General features: G+C 55.3%; 15 protein-coding genes. 8 read left to right on the forward strand and 7 right to left on the reverse strand.

Annotated features, from left to right (window positions below; translation table 11 throughout):
• Nucleotides 1–112: 112 nt before the first annotated feature.
• Nucleotides 113–1045 (forward strand): LysR family transcriptional regulator, encoded by a 933-nt coding sequence (locus IT971_RS01775; protein ID WP_063095313.1) that lies wholly within the window; start codon nucleotides 113–115, stop codon nucleotides 1043–1045.
• Nucleotides 1046–1047: 2 nt separating this feature from the next.
• Here the strand turns inward: IT971_RS01775 and IT971_RS01780 are convergent, their stop codons facing one another.
• From IT971_RS01780 to IT971_RS01795, 4 genes are read right to left on the reverse strand one after another with little or no spacing between them, the layout of a single operon-like run.
• On the reverse strand, nucleotides 1048–3123 hold the full coding sequence (locus tag IT971_RS01780) for a hypothetical protein (protein ID WP_063095309.1): 2076 nt from the start codon (nucleotides 3121–3123) through the stop codon (nucleotides 1048–1050).
• Nucleotides 3120–5831 (reverse strand): DUF4159 domain-containing protein, encoded by a 2712-nt coding sequence (locus IT971_RS01785; protein WP_063095307.1) that lies wholly within the window; start codon nucleotides 5829–5831, stop codon nucleotides 3120–3122. Before IT971_RS01785 ends, IT971_RS01780 begins: the two co-directional genes overlap by 4 nt.
• On the reverse strand, nucleotides 5828–6781 hold the full coding sequence (locus tag IT971_RS01790; RefSeq protein ID WP_063095304.1) for a DUF58 domain-containing protein: 954 nt from the start codon (nucleotides 6779–6781) through the stop codon (nucleotides 5828–5830). Before IT971_RS01790 ends, IT971_RS01785 begins: the two co-directional genes overlap by 4 nt.
• Before the next feature lie 3 nt (nucleotides 6782–6784).
• Nucleotides 6785–7822 carry a MoxR family ATPase gene (locus IT971_RS01795; RefSeq protein WP_007089058.1) on the reverse strand — a complete coding sequence of 346 codons (1038 nt, stop codon included), beginning with the start codon at nucleotides 7820–7822 and terminating at the stop codon, nucleotides 6785–6787.
• Nucleotides 7823–8043: 221 nt separating this feature from the next.
• Here IT971_RS01795 and IT971_RS22335 point away from each other — a divergent pair, with 221 nt between their 5' ends.
• From IT971_RS22335 to IT971_RS01820, 7 genes are read left to right on the forward strand one after another with little or no spacing between them, the layout of a single operon-like run.
• Nucleotides 8044–8190: a DUF1285 domain-containing protein gene (locus IT971_RS22335; RefSeq protein ID WP_252724171.1), complete on the forward strand. Its 147-nt coding sequence runs from the start codon at nucleotides 8044–8046 to the stop codon at nucleotides 8188–8190.
• Nucleotides 8177–8518, forward strand: a complete 342-nt coding sequence (locus IT971_RS01800) for a DUF1285 domain-containing protein (protein ID WP_252724172.1) — start codon at nucleotides 8177–8179, stop codon at nucleotides 8516–8518. Before IT971_RS22335 ends, IT971_RS01800 begins: the two co-directional genes overlap by 14 nt.
• Complete coding sequence (locus IT971_RS22560; protein WP_371734407.1) at nucleotides 8515–8712, forward strand: hypothetical protein; 198 nt, start codon at nucleotides 8515–8517, stop codon at nucleotides 8710–8712. Before IT971_RS01800 ends, IT971_RS22560 begins: the two co-directional genes overlap by 4 nt.
• Entirely contained in the window at nucleotides 8709–9134 is a 426-nt protein-coding gene (locus IT971_RS01805; RefSeq protein WP_371734408.1) for a CoA pyrophosphatase, read from the forward strand. The genes IT971_RS22560 and IT971_RS01805 overlap by 4 nt, the downstream gene beginning before the upstream one ends.
• A 38-nt stretch (nucleotides 9135–9172) precedes the next feature.
• Complete coding sequence (locus IT971_RS01810; RefSeq protein ID WP_007089055.1) at nucleotides 9173–9460, forward strand: hypothetical protein; 288 nt, start codon at nucleotides 9173–9175, stop codon at nucleotides 9458–9460.
• Nucleotides 9461–9512: 52 nt separating this feature from the next.
• Nucleotides 9513–10823, forward strand: a complete 1311-nt coding sequence (locus tag IT971_RS01815) for a CCA tRNA nucleotidyltransferase (RefSeq protein ID WP_063095301.1) — start codon at nucleotides 9513–9515, stop codon at nucleotides 10821–10823.
• A 2-nt stretch (nucleotides 10824–10825) separates the two neighbouring features.
• Nucleotides 10826–11470 carry a GDSL-type esterase/lipase family protein gene (locus tag IT971_RS01820; protein ID WP_063095299.1) on the forward strand — a complete coding sequence of 215 codons (645 nt, stop codon included), beginning with the start codon at nucleotides 10826–10828 and terminating at the stop codon, nucleotides 11468–11470.
• 24 nt (nucleotides 11471–11494) lie between these two features.
• Here the strand turns inward: IT971_RS01820 and IT971_RS01825 are convergent, their stop codons facing one another.
• The 3 genes from IT971_RS01825 to xerD all read right to left on the reverse strand — a co-directional run bounded on the left by IT971_RS01825 (nucleotide 11495) and on the right by xerD (nucleotide 14958).
• Nucleotides 11495–11836 carry a hypothetical protein gene (locus IT971_RS01825; RefSeq protein ID WP_063095297.1) on the reverse strand — a complete coding sequence of 114 codons (342 nt, stop codon included), beginning with the start codon at nucleotides 11834–11836 and terminating at the stop codon, nucleotides 11495–11497.
• Between the two features lie 125 nt (nucleotides 11837–11961).
• Nucleotides 11962–13806, reverse strand: coding sequence for a GGDEF domain-containing protein (locus IT971_RS01830; RefSeq protein WP_007089051.1), 1845 nt, complete (start codon nucleotides 13804–13806; stop codon nucleotides 11962–11964).
• A 213-nt stretch (nucleotides 13807–14019) separates the two neighbouring features.
• Nucleotides 14020–14958: a site-specific tyrosine recombinase XerD gene (xerD, locus tag IT971_RS01835; RefSeq protein ID WP_074624799.1), complete on the reverse strand. Its 939-nt coding sequence runs from the start codon at nucleotides 14956–14958 to the stop codon at nucleotides 14020–14022.
• Between the last annotated feature and the right edge of the window lie 12 nt (nucleotides 14959–14970).

The following is a 14970-nucleotide window of genomic DNA, read 5'->3' on the forward strand; positions in this document are numbered from 1 at the left end:
GGGTCGTTGTTCCCATCATCGTCATTTCCCCGTTGAATGCAATCGGGCGATATGACATTAATTTGTTTCCAAATGAGCAACAATTATTCGATACTCGGACAGGGGCAAAGCAATGCTGATCGGCAATCTGGATGGAATGACGGTTTTTGCTCGTGTCGTCGAGGAGCAAAGCTTTTCCGGTGCCGCGCGCAAACTTGCCATGTCAAAATCCGCGGTGAGCAAGCATGTCACCAAGCTTGAAGACAGTCTTGGCATTCGTTTGCTTAATCGCACGACACGCCGTTTGAGCCTGACCGACGCGGGTGCAACTTTTTATCAGCACTGCGCGCGCGTGGTTGAGGAAATCGAAACAGCCGAACATGCCCTGACCGATTTACGGGGCACGCCGCGGGGTACGCTCCGGATTTCGGCTCCGCTGACATTTGGCCAGCGGTATATGCCCGATCTGGTGTCTGAATTCATGGGCCTGCATCCGGGGTTGCATGTCGATATTCATCTGGCCGATCACATGGTTGATCTGGTTGCCGAAGGGTTCGATATGGCCATCCGCATCACTCGGTTAAAGGATTCCAGCCTGATTGCCCGCAAGCTTGCCGACTTTAACGGTTACGTCGTGGCATCGCCGGGCTACATCGCCGAACATGGTGAACCCAAACACCCGACCGAACTGGCCAATCACCGGACACTTGCCTATACCAACCTTCCCAGCCCGAATGTCTGGGAATTTGAAGGAGCCGAAGGCCAGATTAATGTCCGCGTCAATCCGGTCATGTCGTGTAACAATGGTGATTTTACCTCGTTCGCAGCGATCCGGGGCCTTGGTATCGCGCGTGAACCGGAATTCATCGTTGCCGAGGCGCTTCAAAAAGGGTCGCTGGTCGAAATCCTTAAGGAATATAATTCGCTGGCCAGTGGCGGGATTTATGCCGTATATCCGGAACGACGCCATCTTCCGACCAAGGTACGTATTTTCATTGATTTTCTAGTGGAAAAGTTTCGCGGTGGATTATGTAATTTCCACAAAACGATGTATCCGGTCGACTAAGGCTATTTGCTTTCGATCCGCCAGCCGATCAGACACATCAACCCCAGAAGAATAGCAACGACCGGAAGAGGCAACAGATTGGTAATGCCGCCAATCACTGTGCGATAGCTTTCCGTTTCCATCAAGCCTGCCCAGTTTGTGCCAAACCAGACACGTTCCTCTTTCACCCGGCGGAAATCGGGAAGCCCTTTTTCGATGCGATCAACATATCCGCCATTGGCCAGAACCAGTTCGCGTAAAAGGTCCGATGTCGAGTTGGTGTTGCGACGTTCACTGGTCAGAACATCGCGGTCGACATGCAATGCTGACTGGGTAACGCCGTCGCGATCAAGGGCCTGAACACGGATCAGGCCGCGCTCTGCGATGGGCAGGGTGGCCTGCCATGTCTGATCCGATGTTCGTTCAAATGTTGTGCGCACGACTTCGCCGGTTTCCGGATCGGCACCGGTTGCGGTTGTCGGTTCAGCCCCGATCTTGCGCCAGCTCAGGGTCAGACTTTTACCATCGGCACTGCGTTCGGTGGCAATGGTGTTTTCGTCAAGGGCCGGTTCCTTCATCAGCCAGTGCGACAATCGGCGTAGTAATTCGGCAATCGGTCCGCCACCATCATGGCCGCGCTGCCACAACCACATCTGATCCGAACTCAGCATAGCTGCCCGGCCTTCTTCAACACGCCGCAAGGACAATAGGGGTAATTGATCCACACCGGTCAAAAGCGTCATGACGTCATTGTCAGTTTCCCGGGTTTCGATTTGCCGATACCAGCGGCCCCATTTTGGCGGGGTATTGATTGAACCGGCAATCGGGGCTGTCACCGGATGAATGCGTCCGGCTGTGTTCACGCGCGGCGCAAAAGGTTGTTCAATGACACGGCCCGTTGCCCGAACCGGCATCAAATCACCCAGAACCGTGTTTGAAAGCCCATCAGGTCCAAGATATTCCGGCCCGGCGACGACAAGGGCGGCACCACCCCATCGGACATAATCCACCACCTTTTCCAGATAGTGGGCAGGCAAAACCCCGCGCATCTGATAGCGATCAAAAATGATCAGATCGAACTGCCGCAGGCGCACTTCAAACAGATCACGGATCGGAAATGGGATCAGAGCCAATTCGTTGATCGGGGTATCGTCGCCTTTTTCCGGTGGGCGCAGGATCGTGAAATGCACCAGATCAACACCGGGATCGGCACGCAGAAGGTTCCGCCATGCCCGTTCGCCGGGATGCGGTTCGCCCGAAAGCAGCAGGACACGGAGCCGATCACGAACGCCGGTCGTTTCAAGGATCAGCCGGTTGTTGGTCTGATCTGTTTCGTCAGGATTTTCATCCATGCGCAATTCGGCGATCACCGGCCCGGCATGGGGCACAGGAATGGTAACCCGGTGCGGTTCGTTGGCCGGAAGTGTCAGGTTCTGTTCGGTGCCATCTTCATGCAGCATGCGGACCGATACCGGACTTCCTGTCTCAAGGTTGCGATCAATGGCTTCGACCATGAAATCCGCGTTCTTGCCAACGATACCGTAATCGGCGGTCTGGCGAATTTGCAAACGCCGGTCATGTTCATCTTCGCGCCCGGTAATGAGCGCATGCAGGGGCGCACCCAGATCCAGACTGGTGGGAATATCGTGAATTTGCCCATCGGTAATCATGACGACACCACCCAGTCGTTCGCGCGGGATTCCGCCAAGAAGCCGGTCAAGGGCGGCAAACATCAGGGTGTCGGTTTCGCCCGGCACTTCTTCGATACGCAGTTCGATACTTTGATCATCGGCAAAGCGGTTGCGTATCTGCGAGATCGCGGCATCCGTCTGGTCGGTGCGGCTGCCGATATTCTGGCTATTGGAACGATCCACCAGCACAAGGACGATGTCGCTTAGTTTTTCACGGTTCTGATCGGTAAATTGCGGCGCAATCAGTGCAAGCAGCATGACCGCCATCGCGATTGTCCGCCAGATCGTGCCCCGCAGGCGAAATACCGCAAAAAGCAGGATGGCGGCTACACAGGCGATGGCAAGTATTTGCAGCAGCCCGATATCAAGTAATGGTGCGATCTGAAAATCCTGCCAGCTTCTGTTCATCGGCCAAGCCTTTCAAGGATTGCCGGCAAATGAACCTGATCCCCCTTATAACTGCCGGTAAGCGCATACATCACCAGGTTGACCCCGAACCGCCAGGCCATTTCGCGCTGGCGCGGGGAAATGTCATCGGTGCGGCTCTCTGTCTGGATGCCTTCGTTCAGCATCCAGGCCGATGCCCAGTCATTCCCGCCAAACAGAACAGACGCAACACCGTCCAACCGTTGATCGGGCCGTGCATCAAGCCAAAGCGGCGCGGCAAAGCGGCCATAGGCATGGTCCAGCAGATAGAAACTGCGAAACAGGATATGATCCCCCGGCGCCTTATCAAGGATCGGGATTTCCAGCCCGGCCAGTAATCGGCGCAGGCGGGCGGGTTCGACTTCCTGATCACGGCTGTCAATCAGGATCATGCCGCCGCTATCAAGATATCGGTTGATACGCGTCCGGGCAAAGTCCGAAAAAGGTTGTTGTCCGTCAACCAGCGGCCAATAGATCAGCGGATAAAAGCTGAGATCGTCGGCTTCGGGGTCAATGGCATCCGGGGCGGCCAGGTCAGCGGCCGTTCGCCGACGCAGGATTTCGGTCAAGCCGGCAAGTCCCGACTGGCTGAGACGGTCAATCGGGGCAACATCCGTCTTGAGATAGGCGAGACGCGGTTGCAAGGCAGCTGCCTGTGTTTCGACCGCCCTGGCGTCGCGGCCACCCAGCAGCATCGTTGCCGAAGCACCGATAAATGCCAGCAGAAGGAAAGATGTCAGCGCATCTTTATGCCGGGCGCGTCTCAGACTGACGTGATGGACGAGTATCAGGGCAACCCCGTCAAGGATCAGAAGCAGCATCGCAGCCATCAGGCACATCGCGGCAAGATCGATTTGGTCCTGATCGGTGATTTCGCGTATGACCGTGCCGGACGGCCAGCGGACCTGACTGTCAAGATTTTCAAGGAATGAGCCAAGGTTAAGCGCAACGGCCTGACCATTTTTGCCGTATATCCCCGGCGGATGCCGTGGATCGGGCATCGGCAACGGTGTGCGCAAGGGCAGGGTCGTTGCATCAGGTTGATGAGCACGGCCAAAGCCATCAAGCACGGATTGGGGCGGCAGGCTTGTTTGCAGTTCGGCCTCAGACCGGTCACTTGGGCTTGCAAGGGGTAAAAGGCGTTGCCAGATTTCGACAAACAGGCCCGACATCGGAAGGTTCGACCAATCAGCCCACGGGGTCACATGGAAAAGAACAATTCGCCCGGCATTGCGCGGGGCACTTGTAATCAGCGGGGTGCCATCAGTCAGACGGGCCCATGTTTTGGCAACAATATCCGGATCGGGTTCGGCAAGAAGTTGCCGATTGATGGTGATTTCCTCGGGAATCAGGACGCCGAAAAATGGACTGGTTTCCGGAAATGCCAAAAGTCGTTTCGGTTTTTCCCATGACATCGATCCGCCGAAATCCCGATTGCCAAGACGCAGCGTCACAGGCAGGAATTCCGGTTCGACCTCGGTCGTGCTGTCCCCTGCGAAACGCACCAGCATACCGCCATCGCGGACCCAGCGTTCAAGGGCTGAATATTGGCTGCCAAGGCCGGAAATCGGCCCTGTGGCGACAAGGATATCCATCCCGCTTTCAAGCAGCTTTCCAAGTGGTGCATAGGTCACGTCGGCATAGGGGGAAATTGCCCGGTCCAGAAAGAAATACCGATCCGACAGCAGCACCGGACTATCTCCGGAACTGACAATCACGCCGACTTTTCGCTGTTGCCAGCGGGCACCGGTTTGAAAGACCGTGGCAGCGGATTCTATACCTTCTATTCCTAAGGACTGTATCGAATTGGTGATGTCGCTGGGTAGTGGGATTTGGGTTCTGGTCTGATGGGTTGCTGGTTCAATTTTTACAGTGTGACGCAACAGGACCTGACCACGTTCATTGCGCGCAAGAAGGGCAAATTCGCCTGGCGCATTCATATTCTGATGGGCCAGGGTGATATCAAGTCCGGTACGGTTGCGTGTCAGCGATTGAACCGCGATGCGGTTTTCACGTTTGGGACCAAGTACGGTAATCGGTGCAATGGTACCAAGTTCGTTGGCAAGATCCGCCTTTGCGGGGTGTTCCATATTATCCGTCAGCCACATAATGCTGCCGATGGAATTTGCCATATGCTGGTGATCGGCAATCCGGTTTGACAGAGCCGTATAATCGGGGGCCCATGGGCGCGGATGCAGTCGATCAATAAAACGGTCAGCTTCGTGCGGCGATATCGGGCCGATAATATCGGGTAATCTTGTTGTTGTTGCGCCGGATGCCTCGGGTGCGGTTTGTGCGATATAGATGCTGCGCAAATCCAGCCGTGCCTGATTGATGATCTGGCTAAGGCCGGTGCGATATTCCTGCCAGTTTGCTGCTGATGACCAGCTGTTTTCGGCAATGATCAGAATAGCGCCCTCGTCGCGCGAGAATTCTGTTCTGTTAAGGACTGGTCGCGCGGCGGCGAGGATCAGCAAGGTCAGGATCAGGCAGCGTAAAAGCGTTTGCCAGATTGGTGCACGTTGCATGTCACGCCGGTTGGCACGAAGCCCCCGCAACAACCGGGCCGCCGGAAACACGACTTGTTTGGGCGACCTTGGTGCGGATCTGATGATCAGCCAGACAATCGGCAGAACCAGAAGACCGGCCAGCATCGCAGGATATAAAAAGGTGATGGCCGCAAGGTTCATCGCGGCCTCGTCGGGCTGTTGCGGTTCATTGCCGGACGACCACGTCCGTTAGAGCCACTTTGGCTTTGGCGTTCGCTTAGATGCTGATAAAGCGCAAGCAGGGTCGGGCTTGCACTTTCCGAAGTCACATGCTGGTCACACAGCCAGTCGTTTTCACGCGCGGCGTCGCGGATGTCGGCACGCCAGGTTTTGGCCCGCTGCCGGAAACCTTCCCGAAGGTCTTCAAACCGTTCGCTGCGGTAAATCATCTGATCGTCGGTATCCATGAAATTGACCCGACCGGTAAAGGGGGGCTCGATTTCAGCGGGATCAAGAACATGCACCAGCGCACCGTCATTCTGATACTGGCCAAGGGTCTTGATCGCGCGGACCGGCGACTGCTTGCTATCGACGAATTCCAGGAAATCACCCAGCACCAGAACGGAATGTTTGCGACCGGCATGCATCGAACCGGCATGGTCGGTGATGTTGCCCGGGCTTGCCAGCATGGCGTGGGCCAGTTTTTCAAGATGTTCGGCAGATGTGATGCGGGTCCGTTCGGCATCGAATGTTCCGACCGTTTCCCCGTTGCGCAGCAGCAGATCGGCAAGTGCGATGGAAATGACAAGGGTGCGTTCGGCCTTGAAAGGGATGTCTCGTGCCGATGACCAATACATGGATGGCGATAGAACCGGCCAGAGCCAGTAATTGTGGCTGGCCTGCCATTCGGTCTGACGGATAAAGGTATGATCGCTACGCGCGGAACGACGCCAGTCGATCTGGTTGGTCGGGTCGCCAGTGATGTAGGGGCGGAACTGCCAGAAATCGCTGCCAGGGCCGACTTTGCGGTTGCCGTGAAGGCCGCTTCGCAAGCTGATCGCCATGCGTCGGCTTTCATCGATCAGTTGCGGCAATCGGGCCGCCAGTGCACGTGCGGCTGCAACATGATCGTGGACCGCGGCCAATGCCAATTCTTATTTCTCCTGCAGATATTCCAACGCGTTGGTGATCAGGCCTCTGGCGGTGAAACCCTCGGCACGTGCCCCATAGGTCAAGCCGAAACGATGGCGAAGCACCGGAACGGCAAGGGCTTCGATATCTTCGATTGACGGGGCGAAGCGGCCAAACAGCATGGCACGGGCACGACAGGCAAGCGACAGGGCCTGTGCCGCACGTGTGCCGGGACCCCAGGCAACATTATCGCGGATATCGGCCATATGCGTGCTTTCCGGTCGGCATTCGCGGCAAAGTGCAATGATGGTATCCAGCACCCGGTCGGGCATCGGCAGACGCCGGACGAAATCCTGTGCTTCGGCCAGATCGTCGGCCTGAAGCACCTGCCGTGGGCGCACAGGATAGCGGCCAGTGGTTTCGGTTACGATGCGTCTTTCTTCATCCTGATCGGGATAGCCCAGCCGGACTTCCAGAAGGAAACGATCAAGCTGTGCCTCGGGCAGGGGATAGGTGCCTTCCTGTTCCAGCGGGTTCTGGGTTGCCAGAACGTGGAACGGCTCCGGAAGCTTGTGGCTGTAACCGGCGACGGATACTTCGCGTTCCTGCATGGCCTGCAACAGGGCGGACTGGGTGCGCGGGCTGGCGCGGTTGATTTCATCGGCCAGAAGCAACTGACAGAAAACCGGGCCCTTGATGAAACGAAATGCGCGTTTGCCGTCTGCCCCTTCTTCCAGAACTTCGGAGCCAAGGATATCGGCCGGCATCAGGTCGGGTGTGAACTGGATACGCTTATCAAGCAGGCCAAGGACTTTTCCCAATGTATGGGCCAGTAATGACTTGCCAAGTCCGGGCGCACCGACCATCAGGACATGTCCGCCGGATAAAATGCCGATAAGTGTTTGCTCTATGGCTTCATTCTGCCCAAATATAACAGATGAAACCATCTTGCGGGCTTCGTCCAACCGGCCAACACAGGCGTCAAGCCGCCCTGCGTCGCGTTCAAGGCTGCTGTCTTGTGAAAGACCCATTTCTTCGGGAAAACGTGGCGCGTTTGTCATGACAGGAAACTTTGCTTCCTCTGTTGTGCCGGTAATCGAAGCCGGTTACCCAATAAGGATGGTATCAGCGTTATAAAAGCGCGCAATCTTTTGGTTTCGGACCTAAGTGTATAGCATGAGCAGTAACGAAAACCGTCGATCTTGCCGAAAAGCTCTGGACCCGCCTTCGCGCCGGAAAACCGGCAGGCGGACGCCATCCACAGATCTGTGGCGACATTCCCATGTCTATAGGTCGTGATGGAACCTGGTTCTATCAAGGTGGGCCGATTGGCCGTATCGAACTTGTCAAACTTTTCGCATCTGTCCTGCAACGCGACGAGGAAGGCGGGCACTGGCTGGTGACCCCCGGCCGAGATGGCGCGCATTGAGGTCGAAGATGTTGCTTTCATTGCGGTCGAACTGGAAAAAACCGGCGAGGGCGCGGCATCGGTCATCCGTTTTCGCACCAATATTGATCAGTGGGTCGAGCTTGATGAAAATCATGGTTTAAGGGTTGAACACGATCCCGAAACTGGTGAACCGTCGCCCTATGTGAAGCTTGATCGCGGTCTTGAGGCCCGACTGAACCGGGCTGTATTTTATCAGCTGGTCGATATGGCTGACGAGCTTAAAGAACCGGAGACCGGCAAAATGCGTATTGGTGTTTACAGTCACAATCAGTTCTTCGAGATCGGAACGCTGGAGGCTGGCGAATGACACCGGCCCAGATCATTGCCGCATTGAATGCGCCGCGTGATGATATTCTTCAACGGCGTGGGGACCATGCGGTTGACTATCCGGGATCAGAATCACGCGCGCGCGACTTTGCCGAGGGGGAACTGATTGCGCGTCCGGCAGCCGTTCTTGTGCCGCTTGTGCGTCGCGACGAAGGCCTGCATGTGATTTTTTGACGCGCCGCACCGATCATCTGAGCGATCATGCCGGTCAGATCAGTTTTCCCGGCGGTCGTCAGGAAGACCATGACAATACGCTTGAGGAAACCGCCCTGCGAGAGACCGAGGAAGAAATTGGGCTGTCGCGCACGCATATCGAACTGGTTGGTCGTCTGGACGATTATTACACTGTAACCGGATATCGGGTGACGCCGGTTGTTGGGCTGATCACACCGCCTTTCGACCTTGCACCCGATGCACATGAAGTGGCAGAAGTATTTGAAGTACCGTTGGAATTCATTGTTGAACCGCAGAACCAGAAACTTCAGACCGTGACCTTCGAAGGGGGCAAAGCGCCGCTATTTTGCCATCCCGTATCAGGAATATTACATCTGGGGGGCAACGGCTGGAATGCTGGTGAATTTCAGCGAGGTTCTTAAGGCGAGTACTGAACGGTAATGATTGGAGACTATCGGTAATGCTGCGACAGATTATTCAGATTGCCATTCCCGTAATCCTGCCGTTTCTTGTTTACGGTCTTTGGCTTAAATGGGCACGTGCAAAGGCGATTCGGGAAGGGCATGATGTTATTCCGCCCTGGGACAAAGGGCCGTGGCTTTTGCTGCTTGGTATTGGTGTGGCGCTGGCGGCGGCAATCCTGATTGTAACGGCACTCGGGACTGGTGCATCACCTGATTCCATTTATCATCCGCCGGTATTAAAGGATGGTGTCGTTCAGCCAGGATTTTTCGAACCCAAGGAATAACCCGGAAAAAAGACATCCGCCTGCAAGGTTTCAGGCCAGCAAAGATTTACCGATGACCGAACTGACAGCAACCGGGCATCTGCAGCCCTACGGGGTGATGACGCATCCCGATACAGCACGTGTATTTGATGCGATTGCAGCACATGGTGGCACGGCCCGCTTTGTTGGCGGGATCGTACGCGATGCGCTTTTGAAACGTGATCTGATCGATGTGGATATCGCGTGCGACCTGAAACCGGAAGAAACGGTTATTGCCCTTGAAAAGGCGGGGCTCAAAGTTATCCCCACCGGGCTTAAACACGGCACGGTGACGGCGATAACCGATGCATCGGCCTATGAAATCACGACGCTGCGCATTGATGTCACGACCGATGGCCGTCATGCAGAAGTCGCCTTTACTGATAGCTGGCTTGGCGATGCCAGACGTCGTGATTTTACATTCAATGCGCTTTATTGCGATCTGGACGGGACGATCTATGATCCGTTTGACGGTGAAACGGATTTGCGCGAAGGCCGGGTACGTTTCATCGGTATTGCCGAAGACCGGATTGAAGAAGACTACCTTCGTATTCTGCGATTTTTCCGGTTTCAGGCATGGTTTGGTCGACCACCACTTGACCCGATTGGTGCGGAAGCATGCCGCAAGGGGGCGCAAGGGCTTCGGGATATTTCACCCGAACGTATTCGCGATGAGATGTTTAAGTTGCTGCGTTCACGCAGCCCGGCAGCCACGATTAAGGAGATGATCGGCTTTAATGTGTTGCCGGTTATCTTGCCGGATTTGGCAGATACACCGAGACTTCGCATGATGGAATGGCTTGATAGTACGGCTCTTGCCGATTCTGCAATCAAGCCCGATCCGTTGCGCCGTCTGGCGGCCTTGTACCGTGCGCCGGAAAATGCTGATGACGATTTGCAGGCGGCAACCGAATTTGGCAGGGCATTGCGATTGTCCAACGACGAAGCCGACCGTTTCGCGGCAATGATTTCCAATGCCAATCTTATCAGTGCCGATTTGTCCGAGGATACGATCCGGCGTGATCTTTATCGCATCGGGCCGGATGCCTTTCGCGATGCGGTTTTGATTGCCTGGGCGGCGCGTGCGGCGATCCCGCCACGGGCCAGCAGTGCCGAAAACCGCGATTGGCAGGCTTTGTTGCAGGCGGCAACAGACTGGGTCGATGTTAAAATGCCAATTCAGGGGCGGGATCTTCTCGCAGCGGGTCTTGTGACCGCCGGGCCGACAATGGGCTGGTTATTGAAGATGGCGGAAGAATACTGGATTGCAAATGCCTTTGCGCCCGGTCGCGAGGAACTGATGAATTATTTGGCGGTGCAGAATGCCGCAAAGTTGCAGGAGTAATCATGGCCGAAGGCGTTATAGGTCATCGCATTTGCTGTTTTGGGGACAGTCTGGTCAATGGCGTGCGCGACGGGGATAAAGGCGGTTGGCCAATACGGCTAGGCCGCCGGTTGCTGGACGAGGCCAAGCGCGAAACGACGATCTATAATCTGGGCATTCGTGCCGAAACCAGCGAGGGCTTGAAAGCCCGTTGGAAGTTTGAGGCCGAACTTCGCATGGTGCCGGAATTCCCGACGGTTTTGATGTTCAGTTTTGGTGTGAATGATGCCAATCATGCCGAAGACCGTGGCGAGGAAACCACCATGCGGGTTTCCCCCGCCAAATCGGCGGCAAATGCAGCAGAGATCATAGGCGAGGCATCCAAATTGGCACCGACCTTGTGGATCGGACCTCAGGCAGTCATTGACGGCGGCAAGTCCAGTAAGGAAATCAACGAACGCCTTGAAGGGCTTAACCAGATATATGCCGAAACGGCGCGGGGGTTTGACGTGCCTTATCTTGATCTGCATGCAACCACGCTTGCCGATCAGGATTGGCAGCGCGCGCTTCGTCGTGGAGATGGCTATCACCCGGACCGGGCCGGTTATGACCGGATTGCCGAACTGATCTGGAACTGGGATGGGTGGAAACGTACCCTTGGGCTTTAAGGCCGGGTTATCGCTGCTGTCAGGTTAGACGTAGAAATCAACAAGGCTGCCACGGTTGTTGGCACCGCTGGCGAAGGTGTGACTGGACTTCCCGTTGGCCCCGTAGCTGTTGGCGGCATCATCGGTCTGATTATTTTCAAGTGTCAGGGCAGTTTGACCATCCTGAAACCGGCGTTCATTGCGTGCCGTTTCCGCAGCACGCTGAACGCGTTCGATTTCTTCGTCAGAAAGCTGGATCGAGTTTGCGACCTGCTCGACGGATTGCTTCTGTTCCTGCTGCGTCTGGGATGCACGTGGCGATACCGGACTTGCCGGGCGGACCGGAATCGGCGGCAGAATTTCAGAAGTGCTGGTAACGCTGACCATGATGGCAGGACGGCTCGCTACATTTGTTATGACGGGCAGCAAAACAGGTATGCTGCATTTTCCGGATTTTAGCGCCAGTGATTTTAAAGAAAAGCGTTATTTGCAACGATAACGCGTATCGCCTGTTATCCGGGTTCCTGTATCATCGGCGCGATATTGTCCGGCGCGTCATAATGGCCCGCGGCAAAGCGGGTCACGCTATTTTTGGCAATCGTTTTGAGTTTCGCGGCCTCGATCGAGATATGGTCAAGCGTAATGTCTGTGCGTTCCGGCGGGATACGTACCAATGCCGCACTAACCGTCATCAAAGGAAATTCGCTGCTTTCACCGTTGCGCCCCTTGCCGATCAGGTAACCCTGATCGCGGGTTTGGGCGTCATAGAAGCTTTTGATCTGTTCATCGAACATGGATTGGGCACGTTGAACCGCACTTACGGCATCCTCGAAGTCAATTGACTGGACATAGGCAAAGAAATCATCGCCGCCGATGTGACCAACAAACCAGTCATTCTGGCTTAGCGCTTTGCCCAATATATCCTTGAAAAGCAGTATGGCGCGATCCCCTTGCCGGAAACCGTAAAGGTCGTTGAAGGGTTTGAAATTGTCGAAATCAAAGTAAACGGCAAAGCGACGGCGGCGCGGTTTGGCAAGTGCGTTGGCCGCATAGCGATAAATCGCACTGTTTCCCGGAAGACGGGTCAGCGGATTTTCATCGCGTGCATTTAGCGTATTGCGTTCATTAACCGCGCGCAGCAGGGCACTTTGATCAAGCACGCCAAGGTAAACCCCCTTTTCAGTCAGGATCACACCATCAAGCGAGTTTGCCGCGACAAAGGTTTCAAGCAGTTCTGACAGACTGGTATTGATATCGGCAATCGGGCAGCGGCGCAGAAAACGGCTGATATTTGTGCGGTTGGCCGGGTTTTGCAAAAGCTCGCGACCAAATGGCGTGTATATGAAAGCCTTGAAATCCGAATCCCGGATCACGCCAAGCGGTTCGCCCTGCCTGTTGATAACCGGTGCAATGGCGATGTCGGTATTTTTCTGGAAATAGGACAGGATTTCCACCGGATTGATGTTGTTTTCGATCGGTGGCGTCTCGAGCAAATAGGACCGCAAAACATCGCCGTCGCGTTCTACCCCGCGCCGGTTTTCTATCGCAACCCCGGAAATGGCAGGGACGATATCTGTACGTTCCGGCAGGTCGACCGATGGCCGTGCAATGAAAAATCCCTGCACCAGATCGCATCCGATCCGTCGACAGCACAAAAACTCTTCGCGGGTTTCAACGCCTTCGGCCACGACCTGTGCGGCAATCATATGCGCGAAAGCCGTGATTTGGGATACAAACAGTTCCTTGCGCCGGTCGCGATCAATCCCGTCGATAAAGAACCGGTCAATCTTGATGATGTCTGGTTCGCATTCGTAAAGCGCGCGAAGCTGGGCAAAGCCGCTGCCATAGTCGTCGATCGCAACCTTGAAACCCTGACTGCGATATCGCGTCAGAATATCCTGAAGGTATTGGGCGTTGCTGATGTCGTGACGTTCTGAAATTTCAAGAAAGATGGTGTCGCGTTCAAGACCGGCCTTACGCAGCAATTCGGCGGTGCGGCCCGGCTGATAATCCGGGGTACGGACAACACGACTGTCAAAATTGTAAAACAGTTTCAATCGGCGTGCTTCGGGCAGGCGGGCAAACTTTGCAATCGCCTTTTCGCGCAGCATCATGTCAACGCCGTGCAGATTGCCGGTTTCCCAAGCCGTATCGAAAAGGGACTGGATCGAGTCAAAGCCGCTGTCTTCCCAGCGACGCAAAAGCGCTTCGTAGCCAAATATGTGGCCGGTATGCGGGTTGACGATCGGTTGAAAGGCAAAGTCGACTTTTTCGACGATCTGCTTCCAGTTCCGAAGGCGGAGTGCCGAGCCGGCAGCTCTGTCCGCGGTCAGTTCATCCTCCGCATCAAATGCCAAGGCTATTCCCCGATCTTGAAAAATTTACTGAATCCTCTGAGCGGCAGGAGCATCACGGTACATGCAAAGCTCCTAACGCAGGATCGGCAACAACCTGATGACAGTACAGTTACGAATATATGACATCCGCAGAAAACCGACACTTTTCACAGCATTTGGTCGAGGTTTCTTATACAGAGAGCTAGACAAATTTTGTGATTCCGGCGGGAGAAGTCAGCCACGTTGCAGTTGAACAAGTGGATGGTGTTCCTGCACAAGGCCGCGTAAACGCGATTCGAGGACGTGGGTATAGATTTGTGTCGTTGAAATATCCGAATGGCCTAGCATCTGTTGCAGGCTGCGCAAATCGGCCCCGTTTGCCAGAAGGTGGCTGGCAAAGGAATGACGCAAGACGTGCGGGGAAACCCGTGACGGGGCAATTCCGGCTTCGGCGGCAAGGTCCTTGACCATATTGAGGAACATCTGGCGCGTCAGATGACCCGATTTGCCGCGCGACGGAAACAGATAGGGTGATTGGCCGGGCTGGTTTGCCTTGGTGACCGGAATAAACGATGCCCGGACTTCAAGATAATCCCTTAAGGCATCACAGGCAGGATCGGACAGCGGAACGAGCCGCTCCTTGTTTCCCTTGCCCCGAACGATCAGCATTTGCGGGTCACGCGCCGCAGCGGCAAAAGGCAGTTCAACCAGTTCGGAGACGCGCATGCCGGTGGCATACATCAGTTCTACCATCGCCAGAAGGCGTTTGCCCTTGATGCCGTCATGATTGGTGGCGGTGACAATCAGTCGATCAATTTCATCAATGGTCAGGAATTTTGGCAATGTATTGCCCTGCCTGGGGCTGTCGATATGGGCAGATGGATCGTCATTGCGATATCCATCGGCATAAAGGAATTTGTGGAACTGCCGGACGGCGGACAGCCGACGGGCCTGGGTTCGCGGCGCCAAACCGGCATCGCCAAGCGATGCCATATATTTCCGGACATGGATGTCCTGCGCACCGATCAGATCCGATTTTTGCGTTTTCAGGCTTGCAACATAATCTTCCAGATCACGGCGATACGCGTCGAGCGTATGAATGCTTGCCCCACGTTCTGCTGCCATCATTTCCAGAAAGGCCGCGACAAGATTGCTATTAAGCGGCTGTGCCACGATATCTGTCCG

The sequence above is a fragment of the Thalassospira sp. B30-1 genome, from assembly GCF_015767575.1.
In the GTDB taxonomy this organism is placed as follows: Bacteria; Pseudomonadota; Alphaproteobacteria; order Rhodospirillales; family Thalassospiraceae; genus Thalassospira; species Thalassospira xiamenensis.

Coding starts and splice junctions, on each gene's coding strand:
- IT971_RS01775 (WP_063095313.1), top strand. CDS start 113: ATGCTGATCGGCAATCTGGATGGAATGACGGTTTTTGCTCGTGTCGTC.
- IT971_RS01780 (WP_063095309.1), bottom strand. CDS start 3,123: ATGAACAGAAGCTGGCAGGATTTTCAGATCGCACCATTACTTGATATC.
- IT971_RS01785 (WP_063095307.1), bottom strand. CDS start 5,831: ATGAACCTTGCGGCCATCACCTTTTTATATCCTGCGATGCTGGCCGGT.
- IT971_RS01795 (WP_007089058.1), bottom strand. CDS start 7,822: ATGACAAACGCGCCACGTTTTCCCGAAGAAATGGGTCTTTCACAAGAC.
- IT971_RS22335 (WP_252724171.1), top strand. CDS start 8,044: ATGTCTATAGGTCGTGATGGAACCTGGTTCTATCAAGGTGGGCCGATT.
- IT971_RS01800 (WP_252724172.1), top strand. CDS start 8,177: ATGGCGCGCATTGAGGTCGAAGATGTTGCTTTCATTGCGGTCGAACTG.
- IT971_RS22560 (WP_371734407.1), top strand. CDS start 8,515: ATGACACCGGCCCAGATCATTGCCGCATTGAATGCGCCGCGTGATGAT.
- IT971_RS01810 (WP_007089055.1), top strand. CDS start 9,173: ATGCTGCGACAGATTATTCAGATTGCCATTCCCGTAATCCTGCCGTTT.
- IT971_RS01815 (WP_063095301.1), top strand. CDS start 9,513: ATGACCGAACTGACAGCAACCGGGCATCTGCAGCCCTACGGGGTGATG.
- IT971_RS01820 (WP_063095299.1), top strand. CDS start 10,826: ATGGCCGAAGGCGTTATAGGTCATCGCATTTGCTGTTTTGGGGACAGT.
- IT971_RS01825 (WP_063095297.1), bottom strand. CDS start 11,836: ATGGTCAGCGTTACCAGCACTTCTGAAATTCTGCCGCCGATTCCGGTC.